The organism is Trinickia sp., from assembly GCF_057351765.1.
In genome coordinates this window covers 16,306-30,486 of the sequence record NZ_JBMRBK010000010.1, presented here as the reverse complement: position 1 = coordinate 30,486, position 14,181 = coordinate 16,306, and the positions used below count along the sequence as shown (strand labels likewise).

Below are 14,181 nucleotides of genomic sequence, written 5' to 3'. Positions count from 1 at the left end.
CGCACGACATCCACTTCGGTATGCGGACAGCGATACGCGAGCCCCTTGAAGCTGACCGCGCGTGTGATGATCCGACCGTCGACCTCGGGCAGTGCGACATGCATCGCGATATCGCGTGCATGCAGGCCTTGATTGTCCTTGAGCCAATCGTCGCGATTGCTGCCGCTCAGGATGACCTGCATGACGGGCGCATCGCCGGCGATTGCCATCGGTTCGGGATCGTCGATGGCGGAGGCTGCAAACGCCGTCGTGTTCAACACGAGCGCGGCATCGTGTTGCTCGCAAAGCCGCCCGACCACATCGCGGCTCACCGCGTCCTTCAAGGAGGTCACCGCAATCGGTAAGGGGTTCAACTGCAGGGCCTCGAGCGCCTCGATCATTGCATCGAAAACCGCCGTATTGGCCGCCTGCAAATGCGCCCGATAAAAGAGGATGGCGACGACGGGCGCCCCGGCTTGCCAACGCGTCTGCCATTCGGCAATGCTCGGCGTGTCGTGCGAAGGATGATAGAGCGACGCGGCCGGCAATGCGGCGGGCGGCGGCGGCTCGCCTCCCCACCCGAACGCATGCCAGCCGATCGCGCGCAGGAACGCCTGCGCGTTGCCGGGGCCGCCCTCGCGCAGGTAACGCCAGAGCAGCCGCGTAAACGCGGCGTCGGCGGTACTTTTCGCGACGAGGTTCTCGTCCTCCTGCAAATCGCCCGAGAACATGACGAGCACTTGCTTGCGGCGCCGGGCCAGTTCGACGAGCCGCTCGATGCCGTACGGCCAATACGCCTCGCCGCCCAGGTGATCGACGACGATCACGCGCGCATGCTGAAGCACATCGTCGACATAGAAATCGATCGACGCCGGCTGGCGCAGATATGCCATATTGGCGAGGCGCAGGCTCGGGAAGCCGGCGCCGATCCGCTCGACCACACTCGCCAGCAACGATAGCGTCGTATCGGCAGAGCTCATGACGACGATATCGGCCGGACGCTGGTCGATTCGCACCACGCCGGCGGTATCGTCGACGAAGCCCCCAGGGACGGTTCGCAGCAAATGCATGAGGCGTCAGGCCGGTTGTAACGGCGCGGCAAGCGCGGCGTCGAATGCGCGTTGCAGCGCGGTTGCATCGAGGTCCGCGCCGATCAGCACGAAACGGCTCGCGGCAGCCTCGCCGGCCTGCCAGCGGCGGTCGAAATAACTGTCGAAGCGGCGCCCGACACCCTGGATCACGAGCCGCATCGGTGCGCCCGGCAATGCTGCGAACCCTTTGACGCGATAGATCGTATGCGTCTCGACGAGCCGCGCCAGCGCCGCAAGCGCATGCTCGCGCGAGCTCACGCTGCCCTCGACCACGACCGAGTCGAACTCGTCGTGATGGTGATCGGCATCGTCGACGGAACCGTGGTGGTCCACGCGTAGATGAATGGTCTCCTCGGACGCGGCCTGAAGGCCGAGCAGCACCTGCAAATCGAGCTCGCCCTGCTGTGCACGCACGACCTTCACATGCGACGGAATCTCTTCGCGCACCAGCGCCTCGACGGCGGCCGTCCCCGCATCGTCGAGCAGATCCGTCTTGTTGAGGACCACGAGATCGGCCGCGCACAGTTGGTCTTCGAACAGCTCGTGCAACGGCGATTCGTGGTCGAGATTGGGATCGGCCCGACGCTCGCGCTCGATGGCCAACGGGTCCGCCGCGAATTGACCGCTCGCAACGGCCGGCCCATCGACGACGGTCACGACCGCATCGACCGTGAAAGCATTCTTGATGGCGGGCCAGTTGAAGGCTTGAACGAGCGGCTTCGGCAAAGCGAGGCCCGACGTCTCGATGAGCACGTGATCGATACTGTCGCGGCGCTCGACGAGCGCTTCCATGACGGGGAAGAACTCCTCCTGCACCGTGCAGCAAAGACACCCATTGGCCAACTCATAGAGCGCGCCGGCGGCGCCGTCCTCCTCGCAGCCGATGCCGCAGCCTTTGAGGATTTCGCCATCGATGCCGAGTTCGCCGAACTCGTTGACGATGACCGCGATGCGCGCACCGCGCGCGTTTTGCAGAATATGGCGCAGCAGCGTGGTCTTGCCGCTGCCGAGAAAGCCCGTCACGACGGTGACCGGGATCTTGCGCATGGAAGTGTGCATGAGTACCTCGATATCGTTCGAAAATGTCTCGCGAGCCGAAGCTCAGGCCGACAGTGTCACGTCGATTTCGTCATAGCGCTTGAAGCGGTAGATCAACGCCGACACGGCCCAACTGAACAGAAAAATGCCGATGACGAAATAGCCGAGCAAACCGAAACGGTCGGCGGCGCTGCCGATGAAATCCCAGAAGGCACCTTTGAGCTGGAGCTTGTCCGCGGCAAGGGCGAGTGCTTCGACACTGCCGATCACGAGCGCCACCACGACGGAGACGAAGGTGATCGTCATGTTGTAGTAGATCTTGCGAATCGGCCGAACGAAGGCCCAGCGATACGCGCCCGTCATCAGAATGCCGTCGGTGGTGTCGACGAGCGACATGCCGGCCGTGAAAAGCAGCGGCAAGGCGGCGATGGACCAGACCGACATGCCGCCGGATGCCTGCGTGGCCGAAATGCCGAAGAGCGCGACTTCGGTGGCCGTATCGAAGCCCAGGCCAAACAGGAGACCGATCGGATAGAGGTGCCAACTGCGCGATGCGAGCTTGAAAAGCGGTCGGAACAGGCGCGCAAGCAGGCCTCTCCCGCCGAGCAGCAGGTCCAGGTCTTCTTCGACGATGGGCTCGCCGCGACGCGCCGCGCGAAACGTGCGCCACATCGAAAGCAGGATCGCCATATTGGCCGCAGCCAGTATCAGCAGAAAGAACGCCGACACACAGGTGCTGATGACGGCGCCGATGGACCTCAGTTGCGAGAAATGTGCCGTCAGTGTCGACGCCGTCAGCGCAACGGCAATCGACATGAGCACGACCACCGTCGAATGCCCGAGCGAGAAGAAAAAGCCCGCGCCGAGCGAGTTGCGCCGCTCCTGCAGCAGCTTGCGCGTGACATTGTCGATTGCGGCGATATGATCCGCGTCGACGGCGTGGCGAAGGCCGAACGTATAGGCAAGCAATGCGGTGCCGAGCAAAACCGGCTGACCGCGAAAAGCGACGAAGGCCCAGACCCAGGCCCCTAGATTGAACACGAGCAGCACGGCATAGATGCCTGCCACCTTGTTGCGCAACGCAGTGGAACTATCGTTGAAAAGCCCCGCGATGGACTCGAGCACGGCGGTCCCCTTATGGAGATCGAGACGGATTGACATGGACGTGCCCCGCCCTTGCGCCACCACGCGAGATATCGCACCGCTCGTTCCATTGCCCGGTGCCGGCCAACGGCGAAGCCGAACCTGATCGAAGCAGGAAAACGAGGTGCGATGACGCAATGACAGCGCGAAGCGAAGCAGTCCCGGCTGGCATGCCGCCCACCGCGGCATCCGCCTTCCCTCTGGCCGGTATCCGGGCTGACGAAAGCGCCGCTTCACCTTCCCGCGCGAGTGGTGTTGTTTCTTGCGCAGTGGTTGCCTGCATACACGGCCTTGCGTGCATGCATCGAAGCCGGCTCTGCATCGCGTTCGCGATGCGTTCGCTCACCGTTGCGGGGGCAGCACAGGTCGATCGTGCCGGCATCGTTCGCCCGGACGCGCTCCTGTTTCCCGTTTAACTGCGCACGCAGGAATGCGCGCGCGAGCACCAGATTGGCTGCGAGTGTAAGGGCGCGCTCAGCGAGCGTCAAGGACGCGCGCCGGCTCCTTGCACCGCCGGTTGCCGGGCTGCCTGTTCGAGGTCGGCCCTCAGTTCGGCCAGCGGTGCGGTCCAATCCCGATAGTTGCGCTGACGATAGAGCCTGACGCTCGGATACCACGGGCTGTCCCGCCGCTCCGTCATCCATACCCAGTGCGGGTTGACGTCGAGCAGCAACCACGTGGGCCGGCCCAATGCGGCGGCCAGATGCGCAACGGACGTGCAGACGGTCACGACCACATCGAGGTTGGCAATGAGCGCGGCCGTATCGTCGAAGCTCGCGAACTCGCTCGTTCGATCGACGACGTGCAGTCCCGCGCGTTCCATGCGCTCGACGTCCTCGGCTGCGCCGGGTTGCAAGCTATACCAATCGATACCGTCGATGCGGGAGAAGGCTTCGGCGTAGCGCTCCGGGCACACCGCGCGCACGGAATTGCGCTGATGATTGCGGCTGCCCGTCCACACGAGGCCCGCTTTCAGGCGAGCGCTCCCACCGATTTCGCCACGCCAACGTTCGACGCGGGCCGCGTCCGGTACCAGGTACGCCGCGGGTGCGGGGAGCATTTCGAGCGTGACGCCGAGCACGAGCGGCAAGCTCGCGAGCGGAAGGTGGTAGTCGAAGTGGGGCAACCGCTCGAGATCGCTGGGCAAGACCTCGACATCACAGCCTGCCAGGCTTCGCTTGAAAAGCTCGTACAGCGGACGAAAACAGCAGCAGATGACCTTCCCGCCCGCATCGCGCGCGTGTTTGACGATAGACGGCAAAAAGCGAATGAACTGGATGGCATCGCCATGTCCCTGCTCGCCCCAGACGAGCAGCGTCTTGCCCTCGAGCGCTTCGCCCTGCCAGCGTTGGCCTGGGCAAAACGCCTCCTTGCCCGCAAGCTCGGGCGATCCGCTCCAGCGCGCCTCGAAATTGATCCAGCCGTTTGCGAAGTCGCCTTGCATCAACTGCAGCATCGCGACCGAGAACTGGATCTTCGGCTCCGCGCCCGATATTTTCGCCGCGTGCACGATCGCATTGAACGCCTCGGCCCATGACTGCGACTCGCGGGCCGCATTGCTCAAGGCAAGCTGCGCCAGCGCGAAATCAGGCGCCAGCGTTGCGGCGCGCCGTGCGGCGATCAACGCCTTGTCCGGCTCGCGCAACCTCAGCCAGACATTGGCGAGGTTCGTCCATGCGAGATGATGATTGGGCTCCGCGCGAAGCGCCTGCCTCCCGACTTTCAACGCCGCGTCGTATTCGCCTCGCGTGTAATGCAGCGCCGAGAGGTTATTGCGCAGCATTGAAACGCCGGCATCGAGCGAGAGGGCATGCTCGTACGCCGCAAGCGCCGCATCGAGCGCCCCGGCCTCGTGATGCGCGAGGCCGAGCGAGAACCACGCGTGCGCGGAATCGGGGGCGAGCTCGCACCATCGAGCAGCAACGGTTGCAGCGATATCCGTCCGCCCTACCGCATGGGCAAGCGCAGTCCACTCGGCGAACCAGTCCGTTGCATCGGGCACCGCGCGGTGCGCGCGTTCGAAGCAGTCGAATGCACGATCCGTTGCCCCGGTGAGCGCCGCCAGACGTGCAGCTTCGACGCAAGCCCCGCTGTGGGCGGGCACTGCCGCCAGCACGCGATCGACCCACTCGCCCGCCTCCTGGTAGCGCCCGCACAGCCGCAGCAGCTGCGCTTGCAACGTAGCAACGTCGGCATTGTTGGGAGCAAGCTCCAGGCAATCGGAAAGCATCTCCGATGCCTCGATCAATTCGCCCGCCTCGAGATGCCGACGAATCTTCGACGCCCGCGGGCCCGCATCGAACGCCTCGGGCACCGTGCCGCTCGCCCTCGATGGCGTCGCATCGCGTGCTTCAGCGGCGCTGGAGCCGAATTGCCGATCGTTCATTTCTGGCCGACTTGCGCCTGTGCTGCAACGCCCTGACTCTGCCGCGGCTCGTAACCGGTGAAATACCATCGGCCGTCGCTGCCGAGCTGGAAGCTGACTTTTTCATAGACGACACGACCGTCTGCCAGCCATGTCGCATAGTCGACGTTCGCGTAGAGGCCGTCGGGCACCGCCTGATTATGCGAATAAGTCAGGCGGGTCACCGATGCCCATCCGCGGTGATCGACCGTGCCCAGCGCGTTGCGCGATTGCGAGAGGCCCCGTTCGAATGCATCGGCAGCGTACTTCGCGCGAACGAAAGGTGCGGTCTGCTGCCAGACCGTCGCATATCGGCCCGCATCGATTTGCTCAAGCACGCGCTGCGCGTCGCCAAGCAGTTCGTCCGCGGACGTGCCCGCCTGCGCACCATGCGCCAGCATCGACACCCCCGCGAGCACGCATGCCGCGGCTACTCTGTATCTCCCGGCGATACCCTTCATTGAACCTTCCCCGATGTGTCCGATCGATCGACGCCGTCCGCGATCTTAGCAGGTGCAAATCGTTCGCACTGCTGATCGTTCCATCGCGTCCGATTCACTCGCCCATGATCGTCGAATGCGATCTGATATTCGCATGTAAGCGTCTTGTCTTCCGTGCGGAAATGGAACAGGTAGTTCCACACACGGACATGAAAGACGCTTTCATGAAAATGCGGCGCACCGATCAACGGATAGACCTGCCCCTTCGTCATGCCGGGCTCGACCATGCGCAGGTTATCGACGTTGGGAAACGTGCCATCGGGCCACGTGGCCACGCTGTGCTCGGGAAACGAGGCGTCGGTCGACGGGCCCACGCATGCGGCGAGACCGATCAGGCACGAGAGCGCGCCGACTGTTGCCGTAACGGATCGAATATTCATTTTCTTGGCGTCCCTATGAATTCATGTTGCGGCGAACGGGAGACAGGCCAGGAGGCGGGCAACGCCGCATCCCCTCGCCCCCCATCGAGCCAGACTCATCACCATTGATATCCGGCACCGACCACGGCGCCATAGCTGCCACGCGTATTGGTCGAGACCGCCGCCTTGTAAACCCAATGGTCGTTCTCGGAAATCGTCGAAATGCCCAGCGCCTGGCCCGACTGCCCGCGATAGACGCTGCCCGCGATCGCGACCATGCTCCGGCCCGGACCCGTCGGTTGCGGCAGGCCCGCGACCGCCATCGCCGTGGCCGCGCCGCCGTCGGCATCGCGCCGATAGGAGTCGAGATTGTTGCGAATCCCGGCGATCTGATTGTCGGTATAGGCGTTGGCCTGCGACATCGCATTGTTCAACTGCTGCACGTTGACCGCGTCGGTGGCCGCTGTGCCGGCCGCTACGTTGATGATCTGTCGCGACGACGTGGTCGATCCCACGGCCACCACGTTCGTGCGCCCGCCATCGTTGCTGCCCGAACCGATCGCGGTCGATCCGTTGCCCGTCGCGCTGGCACCGACGCCGACCGCCGTGGTGCCGTTACCGGTTGCCGAGGAGTTATTGCCCACGGCCGTGCTGTTCGACCCCGAGGCGACCGAGCCCGATCCTCCCGCCGAAGAATTCGACCCGGTCGACACCGGCGGCGTCGTGCTGCCGCCGGAACCGCCCGGCGTCGACGAGAAGTTTCCGCTGTTGGTGATCAGCGTAGTCAACTGCTGCTGAACCGCCTCCAACTGCGAGACATTGACCGCATCGGTGCCGAGACGGCCCGCGGCGAGGCCGGTGATCTGGCGGCCACCGACGTTCACCTCGCCCACCGAGGATTGCGGCGTGCTCAACCCGTAGGCGATGTAACTGCTCAACGCGCCGACCGTCGTCACCGAGCCGGCACCCAATGCCACGCTATTGGCGAACGATGCGCTCGAGCCGGAGCCCAATGCCAGGGCATCGACGGCGCTGCTCGTCGCGCCGGAGCCGATAGCCACGCCGCCCGCGAAGCCGGCATTCGAGTGCGCGCCTTGTGCGATGGACTGAGCGCCGTTCGCCGTCGAACCGCTGCCGAGCGCGATGGCATCGGCCTGTCCCGAGGTCGAGGCTTCGCCAATTGCAACGCCGCCAGGAGCGTTCTGTCCCACGATTGCCCCGTTGCCCATGCCGACGCCGTTATCGCCATTGACGACGGTCGTCGGCCCGACGGCGACCGAGTCCGCTCCGATCGCCAGCGAGTCGGTCGCGGACGAGTTCGCGTGGAAATACCTCGTCGCCGAGACCGAGAACGCCTGCAGCGCGCCGGAGAGCTGTCTGACCGTCACGGCATCGTTCTGTCCCGTGCCGTCCGCCACATTCGTCAACTGCCGGTAAGTCTGGCTGCCGGCCGCCGCATTACCGAATGAGACCGCCCCGAGCAGCGTTGCGTCTTGCGTGTTGAAAGGAATGGCCTGACTACCGGCCGCGATCGATCCCTGTGACGAGCTCACCGGCCGATCGGAAACCGAGCCGGAGCCGATCGCGACACCGCCCGCCACCGAAACGGTCGACTGTGCGCCGAGTGCCATCGCGTTGGCGGCCTGCGCCAGCGCGCCGTTCGCCGCGGCGAGACTGTCCGAGCCGCTCGCCACCGCGAGCGGCCCGATCGCGACGCTGTCGGTGCCCACGGCTTGACTGTCGGCCGCCGTCGAATTGGCGTGGAAGTACTTGATGCCCGCGCCATTCTGAATGTTGTTGACGGTCGTCGCGAGCGTGGTGACGTTCTGATTCGTCGTAAAGAGTTGCGAACCGTTGACCGCGTCGGTGCTCGTCGAGCTCAGCGTGCCGGGCGCAACGTTCGTGATCACGTTTGGACCGGTTCCACCATGGTTCGCGCTATAGGCGCCGGTTCCGCCGTTGGCCGTCGGGTCCCACTGCAGCGAATTGCTTTGCGTTTGAGTGAGTTGCGATTCGACCGATTGCAACTGGCTGACGTTGACGGCGTCGGTCGAGGCCGAGCCTGCCGCGACGTTCGTGATGCGCCGCTCGTTGCCGGCGGAGCCAACGGAGACCTCGCCGACCGGCGCCGTGCCCGCCAATACGCCCGTGCCCGGGTTGTATGCCGCGAGGCCGAGGTTCGCCGTCGTCGTCGAGTTCGAACCGAGCGCCACGGCATTCGCGGCCGTCGCTTGTGCATTGCTGCCCAGTGCAACCGCGCCCGTATTGCTTGCACTCGCCCCCGAACCGAGCGCGACACCGCTCGCGCCCGATGCCGTTGCGTTCGGGCCAGCCGCTATCGCATCGATTCCCGTTGCACCGTTATTCGAAAAATTGCCTTGCTGCGTGCCGTTATCGTTGACGCTGTAGTAGTGGGTCGCGCTCGCGGCCACCGCGGAGTTCAGTTGAGAAACATTGACCGCGTCCGTCGATGCTGTGCCCGCGGCGACGTTATGTATCTGCGTGGGCGCACCGCCGGGGTCGAGCGTCAGACTCGTGAACGTGACCGTGCCACCGACGACGTCGTACTTGACGGCCTGGTTGTTGAGCGTCGTAAACGATGACGACAACCCGGTCAGCGTCGTCGAAATATTGCCGATCGCCTGGTTCGTTGCAAAGAGTTGCGAGCCGTTGATGGCATCCAGGCTCGAGTTGGTGATCTGGCCTGCCGCGACGTTGGTGACCTGCCTCGGCGTGGTGCTCGTGCCGACGCTGACCACGCTCGTGGGATTGCCGCCCGCAAAATTGACGGTATTGCCGGCGATGGTCCCGGTCGGTGTCGGATTCGGCGCGGCCGTCGTGGAACCGGCGCCGAGTGCGACATCGTTGCTGTTGGTGGCAACGGCGCCCGAACCCAGCGCGACGCCGTTGGTATTGCTGGCGAGCGCGCTCGAACCGAGGGCGATGCCGCCGGCGCCCAAAGCACTCGAAGTATTGCCCAGCGCGACCGAACCTTGGCCCTGGGCGTTGTTGCTGTTGCCGATGGCCACGGCACCGTTACCGTTTGCCGTGTTGTTCGCACCGACCTGCACGGCGCCCGTGCCTATCGCCGAGCCCGGATCGCCGATGGCGACCGCGCCATTGCCGCTCGCCGTCTGTCCTTCACCGAGCGCGATGGCGCCCGTCCCGCTCGTCACCTGCGAGTTGTGTCCACCGGCGATGGAACCGGTGCCTGCGGCTGCCGCAACGGTGGTGCTATCGCCGAAAGCGACAGTTGAAGCCGCGGCTGCGTTGGCGTTCGGGCCGAGCGCGGTCGCGCGCGCGGCGCTCGCCACGCCGCCGAGTGCGATGCTCGCTGCACCGGTCGCCCAACCGCCGAGCGCCACGCTCGACGCGCCTGAAGCGGTCGAATTGATGCCGATCGACGTCGAGTTGTCACCGGTTGCGTGGGCGCCAGGCCCCAACGACGTTGCGGACGTCCCGCTCGAGAAAGCGAGGTCGCCAAGCGCGATACCGAACAGCGCGGAAGAACTCGCCCCCACCCCGATGGCGATCGAGCTCGTGCCGGACGCCTTTGTTCCCGAACCGGGCGTCCCGGCTATTCCGCCGCCCGCGCCGATTGCAATCGACGAGGTACCCGTTGCGCCCGTGTTGGTGCCGATTGCTACCGCGGACGGCGCACCCGAGAGGGCGCCGCTTCCCACGGCGAGCCCGCCCCCAGCCACGCTGCTGGCTGTGGCCTGGTTGCCGATCGCGACAGCAGAGGTTGCGGCGGCCGTAGCCTGATTGCCTAACGCGGTGGAAAAGCCGCCTGAGGCCAGTGCGGCAAAGCCATACGCTGCGGCTTGTTGGCCGGATGCAGTGGCACTGTTTGCGACAGCGACGGCCGAGCCGCCACTGGCGCTGGCCCCGCTTCCCATTGCCACAGCGCCCAATCCCGGAGCATTCGACCCATTGCCGATCGCAACGCTGAAGTTTCCCGCAGACGCGAACGCGCCGATCGCGACGGAACTCGTTCCTCCGGCCACCACGAAATCGCCAAGCGCCGTTGCATTGACCGACGAGGCCGTCGCCGAAATACCGACCGCAACGGAATTGATGGGAGCTGCAACCGAGCCGCTGCCTGCGGCGTACTGCGCGTGGGCGCTTTCCGGCACGAGCGTGCCCGAGAGCGCAATGGCAGCGGCAATCACCGTCATCGCCCCGCCCGCTCCCGACACGGCGTGCTTTGCGGCGATTCGCGGAGCACGGACGCACACCGCTGCCGCGCAACGCTTGCCACCCGTACTCGCCAGCTCGGACGCCGCCACCCAGGCCCCCAATGCTTCACTCCAGATCGTCTTATACGATTTGTTCATTTTTGTTCCGCTGTGCGGCCGTCATTAGATGAAAAAGAAGAACAAAAACCGCTATCGATTGTTAAAACAACGCGCTTTGCGAACGATCTCGTGCCACGCCATGGGTTCATGACAGTTTTGTGTCGAAGGAGCCATCGGATAGACACGCGCAGGCAAACATCGCCACTTAATTAGGACCCCTAATCACCCGATTGACGCTTGCCCCTCGAGAGGGCATGTGCATACGTCGGCCAGTAATTGCGATTCGAGAGCCGGGAATTTTCTAAGTTAAAGAAAGCCCCTTCCTCATCACGCGAGGAATACCTGAATGCAATATTAAATACGCCGCCCTACCCCGGATTGATCAGCATCCGGAGGGTTGAGGGACGAACGTCGAAAAACAGGATTTAAGGCGGAGCGTCGCGTTGCGGAGCTCGCAACCAAATAACGACCGAAGAAATGAGGACACCATCGGCACTTGCACCGCGCCGAGGCAAACGTTTGCGCCACCCGTTGTTATCCGCCATGCCCATTTGCATTCCTGCCCAAGGAAGGTGCAGCCCGTATTGTTCTCGTTTTCGACACGGGGATGGTCTCCTATGTCGCTGGCCATTGTTATTTTTTGGGGCGCTATTGATTCATAGCACCGTACGTCATCTGTTCGGCATTCTGTCGGAACAACTCTGTGTTCGCAATAGTCTGTCTAAAAGTTCTGAGCCCGCTTGGCGAAAAAATGACAATTATTGACAATCGCCGGCTTCGCTGGCACGAGCGCTAAACTTTTCACTGCAGGACTGAAAGGGTCGGCTCGAGCGCGTTCAATCGGGGCGCTCTCGCACAAGGCTCGCCGGCAGTATGGCGTGTGCTATCTTATGGCCGCGCCACTGCCGGGGCGTTCGTCCAATTCTCGTTCGACGGTTCGCGCGCGAGCGTGCGCCGTTCGATCAGCACCGCCACAGTGAGGCACCGCACGCCGGGGCCAAAGCCGACATGACGTATCCATCGTGCGCCCCTCCCCCTTCGCGAGCAACGCTGGCGCTGGGCGTCGGCTGCCGGCGCGGCGTCACTGTCGAACAGATCGAATCCGCTGTGGCGGCCGCACTAAGCGGGCTGCGCCTCGAAAACGTTGAGCGCATTGCCACGGTCACATCGAAAGCCAGCGAGCCTGCGCTGCTGGCATTCGCGACTCGCCATGGCATTGCCCTCGTTACGTTTTCGATCGAAGCAATCGAGCACTTCCTCGACGAGCACGACGCGCTCGATCGCTCGCCGCTCGTTCATGCGCATGTCGGCACCCGCGGCGTCTGCGAGCCGTGCGCGCTCCTCGCAGTCCCGGGCGGCCGTCTCGTCGCGGCAAAGCAGGCGTACGGCGATGTGACTGTCGCCATTGCAGCAGCGCCGGAATGACACCACTCAGAGAGACTCAGATGAAGACCGATACCGATTCGCATCAACGCATGACGCAACGCCGTCGCGAAGGCCACGAGAAAAAGCAAGCCGCCGCCACCCACGAAAAAGGTCTCTTGATCGTCCATACCGGCAACGGCAAGGGCAAGAGCACGGCCGCATTCGGTATGGCGGTGCGTATGCTCGGGCACGCCGAACGAATCGGCGTCGTCCAGTTCATCAAGGGCGCCCTTCACACTTCCGAACGCGATTTCCTTGGCAGCCATCCGCAATGCGACTTCGTCACCATGGGCGACGGCTACACCTGGAACACACAAAACCGCGACGCCGATATGGCGACCGCTCGCAAGGGTTGGGACGAGGCGGTCCGCATGATTCGAAGTGGCGAATATCGAATGGTCATACTCGATGAACTCAACACGGTCCTCAAGTATGACTATCTGCCGTTGGAGGAAGTCCTGGGCGTCCTGCAAGCGCGAGAGCCGATGCTGCATGTGGTCGTGACCGGCCGCCACGCACCCGATGCACTGATCGAGGCTGCCGATCTCGTCACGGAGATGCGCCTCGTCAAACATCCGTATCGCGAACAAGGCGTGAAGGCGCAACGCGGCGTGGAGTTCTGACGATGCCCGCATGCCCCGCCCTGTTCATCAGCGCACCGGCGTCCGGCCAAGGCAAGACCACGATGACCGCGGGGCTTGCGCGAATGCATCGCCGGCAGGGGCGGCGCGTGACGGTGTTCAAAGCCGGACCCGATTTCCTCGACCCGATGATTCTCGCGCGTGCAAGCGGAGCCCCGGTGTTTTCGCTCGATCTGTGGATGGTCGGCGAGCGCGAGTGCCGCCGCCTGCTTGCGGAGGCGGCCGAACGCTCGGATCTGCTGCTGATCGAAGGCGTGATGGGCCTTTTCGATGGCACGCCGAGCAGCGCAGACCTCGCCGCGAAGTTCGGCGTGCCCGTCGCCGCCGTCATCTCGGCCAAAGCGATGGCACAAACGTTCGGAGCGGTCGCGTTCGGCCTCGCCCGCTATCGCCCGAACGTCCCGTTTTTTGGCGTGCTCGCCAATCATGTCGGCTCCGCGCGCCACGCCGCGATGCTCGAAGAGGCTCTGCCGCGCGACCTTCGCTGGCTCGGCTACGTGGCGCCTTCCGAGGAGATCGGCTTGCCGTCCAGACACCTCGGACTGCATCAAGCCGACGAAATCGCAGGCATCGAGACACGCATCGAAAGAGCGGCGGACGCGCTATCGCAGACGGCACTGGCTGAACTGCCGCCACCCGTCGAATTTCAGGCCGAAGCAGCCGATGTCCCGCCTGCCTTGCTGGCCGGCTTGCACATCGCGATCGCGCGGGACGCCGCCTTTTCATTTATCTATCCGGCGAACGTTGCGCTCATCGCCGCGCTCGGCGCCCGTGTGAGCTACTTCTCCCCGCTGGCCGACGAGCCTGTGCCGCCGGGGGTCGATGCGCTGTATCTTCCGGGAGGCTACCCCGAGCTCCATGCTGCCGAGCTCGCGACGAACGCCGGAACAGCCCATTCGATCCGAGCGCATGTAACCGCACAAAAGCCGCTGGTTGCCGAATGCGGCGGCATGCTTTATCTGGTGGAAAGCCTGACGGACACGGCAGGCACCTGCCATCCGATGCTGGGCCTCCTCCCTGGACATGCAACGATGCAAACGCGCCTCGCGGCGCTGGGCATGGAGCAGATCGCGACGCCGCATGGCACCGCGACAGGCCATACGTTCCATTACTCGCACCTCGATACGCCGCTCCTGCCCATTGCACACAGTCGACGAGCGTCGTCGGACGAACCGGGCGAACGGATATTCGCTCACGGCTCGATTTTTGCGACCTACATGCACGGCTACTGGCCCTCGAACCCCGAATGGGTGGCGACGCTTTTTCGCGGCCAATGGAGCGTATCCTGAGCGGCAGTAGGTGC

General features: G+C 64.3%; 10 protein-coding genes and 1 riboswitch. Of the genes, 3 read left to right on the top strand and 7 right to left on the bottom strand.

Annotated elements, in window-relative coordinates:
• The 7 genes from ACO1XS_RS01680 to ACO1XS_RS01650 form a co-directional block, all read right to left on the bottom strand.
• A partial coding sequence (locus ACO1XS_RS01680; RefSeq protein WP_486389895.1) for a cobaltochelatase subunit CobN occupies positions 1 to 1,049 on the bottom strand: 1,049 nt, incomplete at its 3' end.
• A gap of 6 nt (positions 1,050 to 1,055) precedes the next feature.
• The gene (gene cobW, locus ACO1XS_RS01675; protein WP_486389896.1) at positions 1,056 to 2,117 is read right to left on the bottom strand and encodes a cobalamin biosynthesis protein CobW; all 1,062 of its coding nucleotides are present in this window, start codon (positions 2,115 to 2,117) and stop codon (positions 1,056 to 1,058) included.
• A gap of 54 nt (positions 2,118 to 2,171) precedes the next feature.
• Positions 2,172 to 3,269 carry a HoxN/HupN/NixA family nickel/cobalt transporter gene (locus ACO1XS_RS01670; RefSeq protein ID WP_486389894.1) on the bottom strand — a complete coding sequence of 366 codons (1,098 nt, stop codon included), beginning with the start codon at positions 3,267 to 3,269 and terminating at the stop codon, positions 2,172 to 2,174.
• A 167-nt stretch (positions 3,270 to 3,436) separates the two neighbouring features.
• Positions 3,437 to 3,716: riboswitch (cobalamin riboswitch) on the bottom strand.
• 19 nt (positions 3,717 to 3,735) lie between these two features.
• Positions 3,736 to 5,637 carry a tetratricopeptide repeat protein gene (locus ACO1XS_RS01665; protein ID WP_486389893.1) on the bottom strand — a complete coding sequence of 634 codons (1,902 nt, stop codon included), beginning with the start codon at positions 5,635 to 5,637 and terminating at the stop codon, positions 3,736 to 3,738.
• The gene (locus ACO1XS_RS01660) at positions 5,634 to 6,116 is read right to left on the bottom strand and encodes a DUF4019 domain-containing protein (RefSeq protein WP_331573850.1); all 483 of its coding nucleotides are present in this window, start codon (positions 6,114 to 6,116) and stop codon (positions 5,634 to 5,636) included. Before ACO1XS_RS01660 ends, ACO1XS_RS01665 begins: the two co-directional genes overlap by 4 nt.
• The gene (locus ACO1XS_RS01655) at positions 6,113 to 6,535 is read right to left on the bottom strand and encodes an outer membrane protein assembly factor BamE (protein ID WP_331573851.1); all 423 of its coding nucleotides are present in this window, start codon (positions 6,533 to 6,535) and stop codon (positions 6,113 to 6,115) included. The genes ACO1XS_RS01660 and ACO1XS_RS01655 overlap by 4 nt, the downstream gene beginning before the upstream one ends.
• A gap of 98 nt (positions 6,536 to 6,633) precedes the next feature.
• On the bottom strand, positions 6,634 to 10,851 hold the full coding sequence (locus ACO1XS_RS01650; RefSeq protein ID WP_331573852.1) for a YadA-like family protein: 4,218 nt from the start codon (positions 10,849 to 10,851) through the stop codon (positions 6,634 to 6,636).
• Between the two features lie 969 nt (positions 10,852 to 11,820).
• Between ACO1XS_RS01650 and ACO1XS_RS01645 the strand changes: the two genes are divergently transcribed.
• The 3 genes from ACO1XS_RS01645 to ACO1XS_RS01635 are packed head-to-tail and all read left to right on the top strand — an operon-like array spanning position 11,821 to position 14,167.
• Complete coding sequence (locus tag ACO1XS_RS01645; protein WP_486389892.1) at positions 11,821 to 12,237, top strand: cobalamin biosynthesis protein; 417 nt, start codon at positions 11,821 to 11,823, stop codon at positions 12,235 to 12,237.
• Positions 12,238 to 12,257: 20 nt separating this feature from the next.
• Positions 12,258 to 12,860 (top strand): cob(I)yrinic acid a,c-diamide adenosyltransferase, encoded by a 603-nt coding sequence (cobO, locus tag ACO1XS_RS01640; RefSeq protein WP_331573862.1) that lies wholly within the window; start codon positions 12,258 to 12,260, stop codon positions 12,858 to 12,860.
• Between the two features lie 2 nt (positions 12,861 to 12,862).
• Complete coding sequence (locus ACO1XS_RS01635) at positions 12,863 to 14,167, top strand: cobyrinic acid a,c-diamide synthase CobB (RefSeq protein ID WP_486389891.1); 1,305 nt, start codon at positions 12,863 to 12,865, stop codon at positions 14,165 to 14,167.
• The last annotated feature ends 14 nt before the right edge of the window (positions 14,168 to 14,181 follow it).

Excerpts from the sequence above, each read along its gene's own strand:
- ACO1XS_RS01670 (WP_486389894.1), bottom strand. The coding sequence starts at position 3,269 with ATGTCAATCCGTCTCGATCTCCATAAGGGGACCGCCGTGCTCGAGTCC.
- ACO1XS_RS01660 (WP_331573850.1), bottom strand. The coding sequence starts at position 6,116 with ATGAAGGGTATCGCCGGGAGATACAGAGTAGCCGCGGCATGCGTGCTC.
- ACO1XS_RS01655 (WP_331573851.1), bottom strand. The coding sequence starts at position 6,535 with ATGAATATTCGATCCGTTACGGCAACAGTCGGCGCGCTCTCGTGCCTG.
- ACO1XS_RS01650 (WP_331573852.1), bottom strand. The coding sequence starts at position 10,851 with ATGAACAAATCGTATAAGACGATCTGGAGTGAAGCATTGGGGGCCTGG.
- ACO1XS_RS01665 (WP_486389893.1), bottom strand. The coding sequence starts at position 5,637 with ATGAACGATCGGCAATTCGGCTCCAGCGCCGCTGAAGCACGCGATGCG.
- ACO1XS_RS01645 (WP_486389892.1), top strand. The coding sequence starts at position 11,821 with ATGACGTATCCATCGTGCGCCCCTCCCCCTTCGCGAGCAACGCTGGCG.
- cobW (WP_486389896.1), bottom strand. The coding sequence starts at position 2,117 with ATGCGCAAGATCCCGGTCACCGTCGTGACGGGCTTTCTCGGCAGCGGC.
- ACO1XS_RS01635 (WP_486389891.1), top strand. The coding sequence starts at position 12,863 with ATGCCCGCATGCCCCGCCCTGTTCATCAGCGCACCGGCGTCCGGCCAA.
- cobO (WP_331573862.1), top strand. The coding sequence starts at position 12,258 with ATGAAGACCGATACCGATTCGCATCAACGCATGACGCAACGCCGTCGC.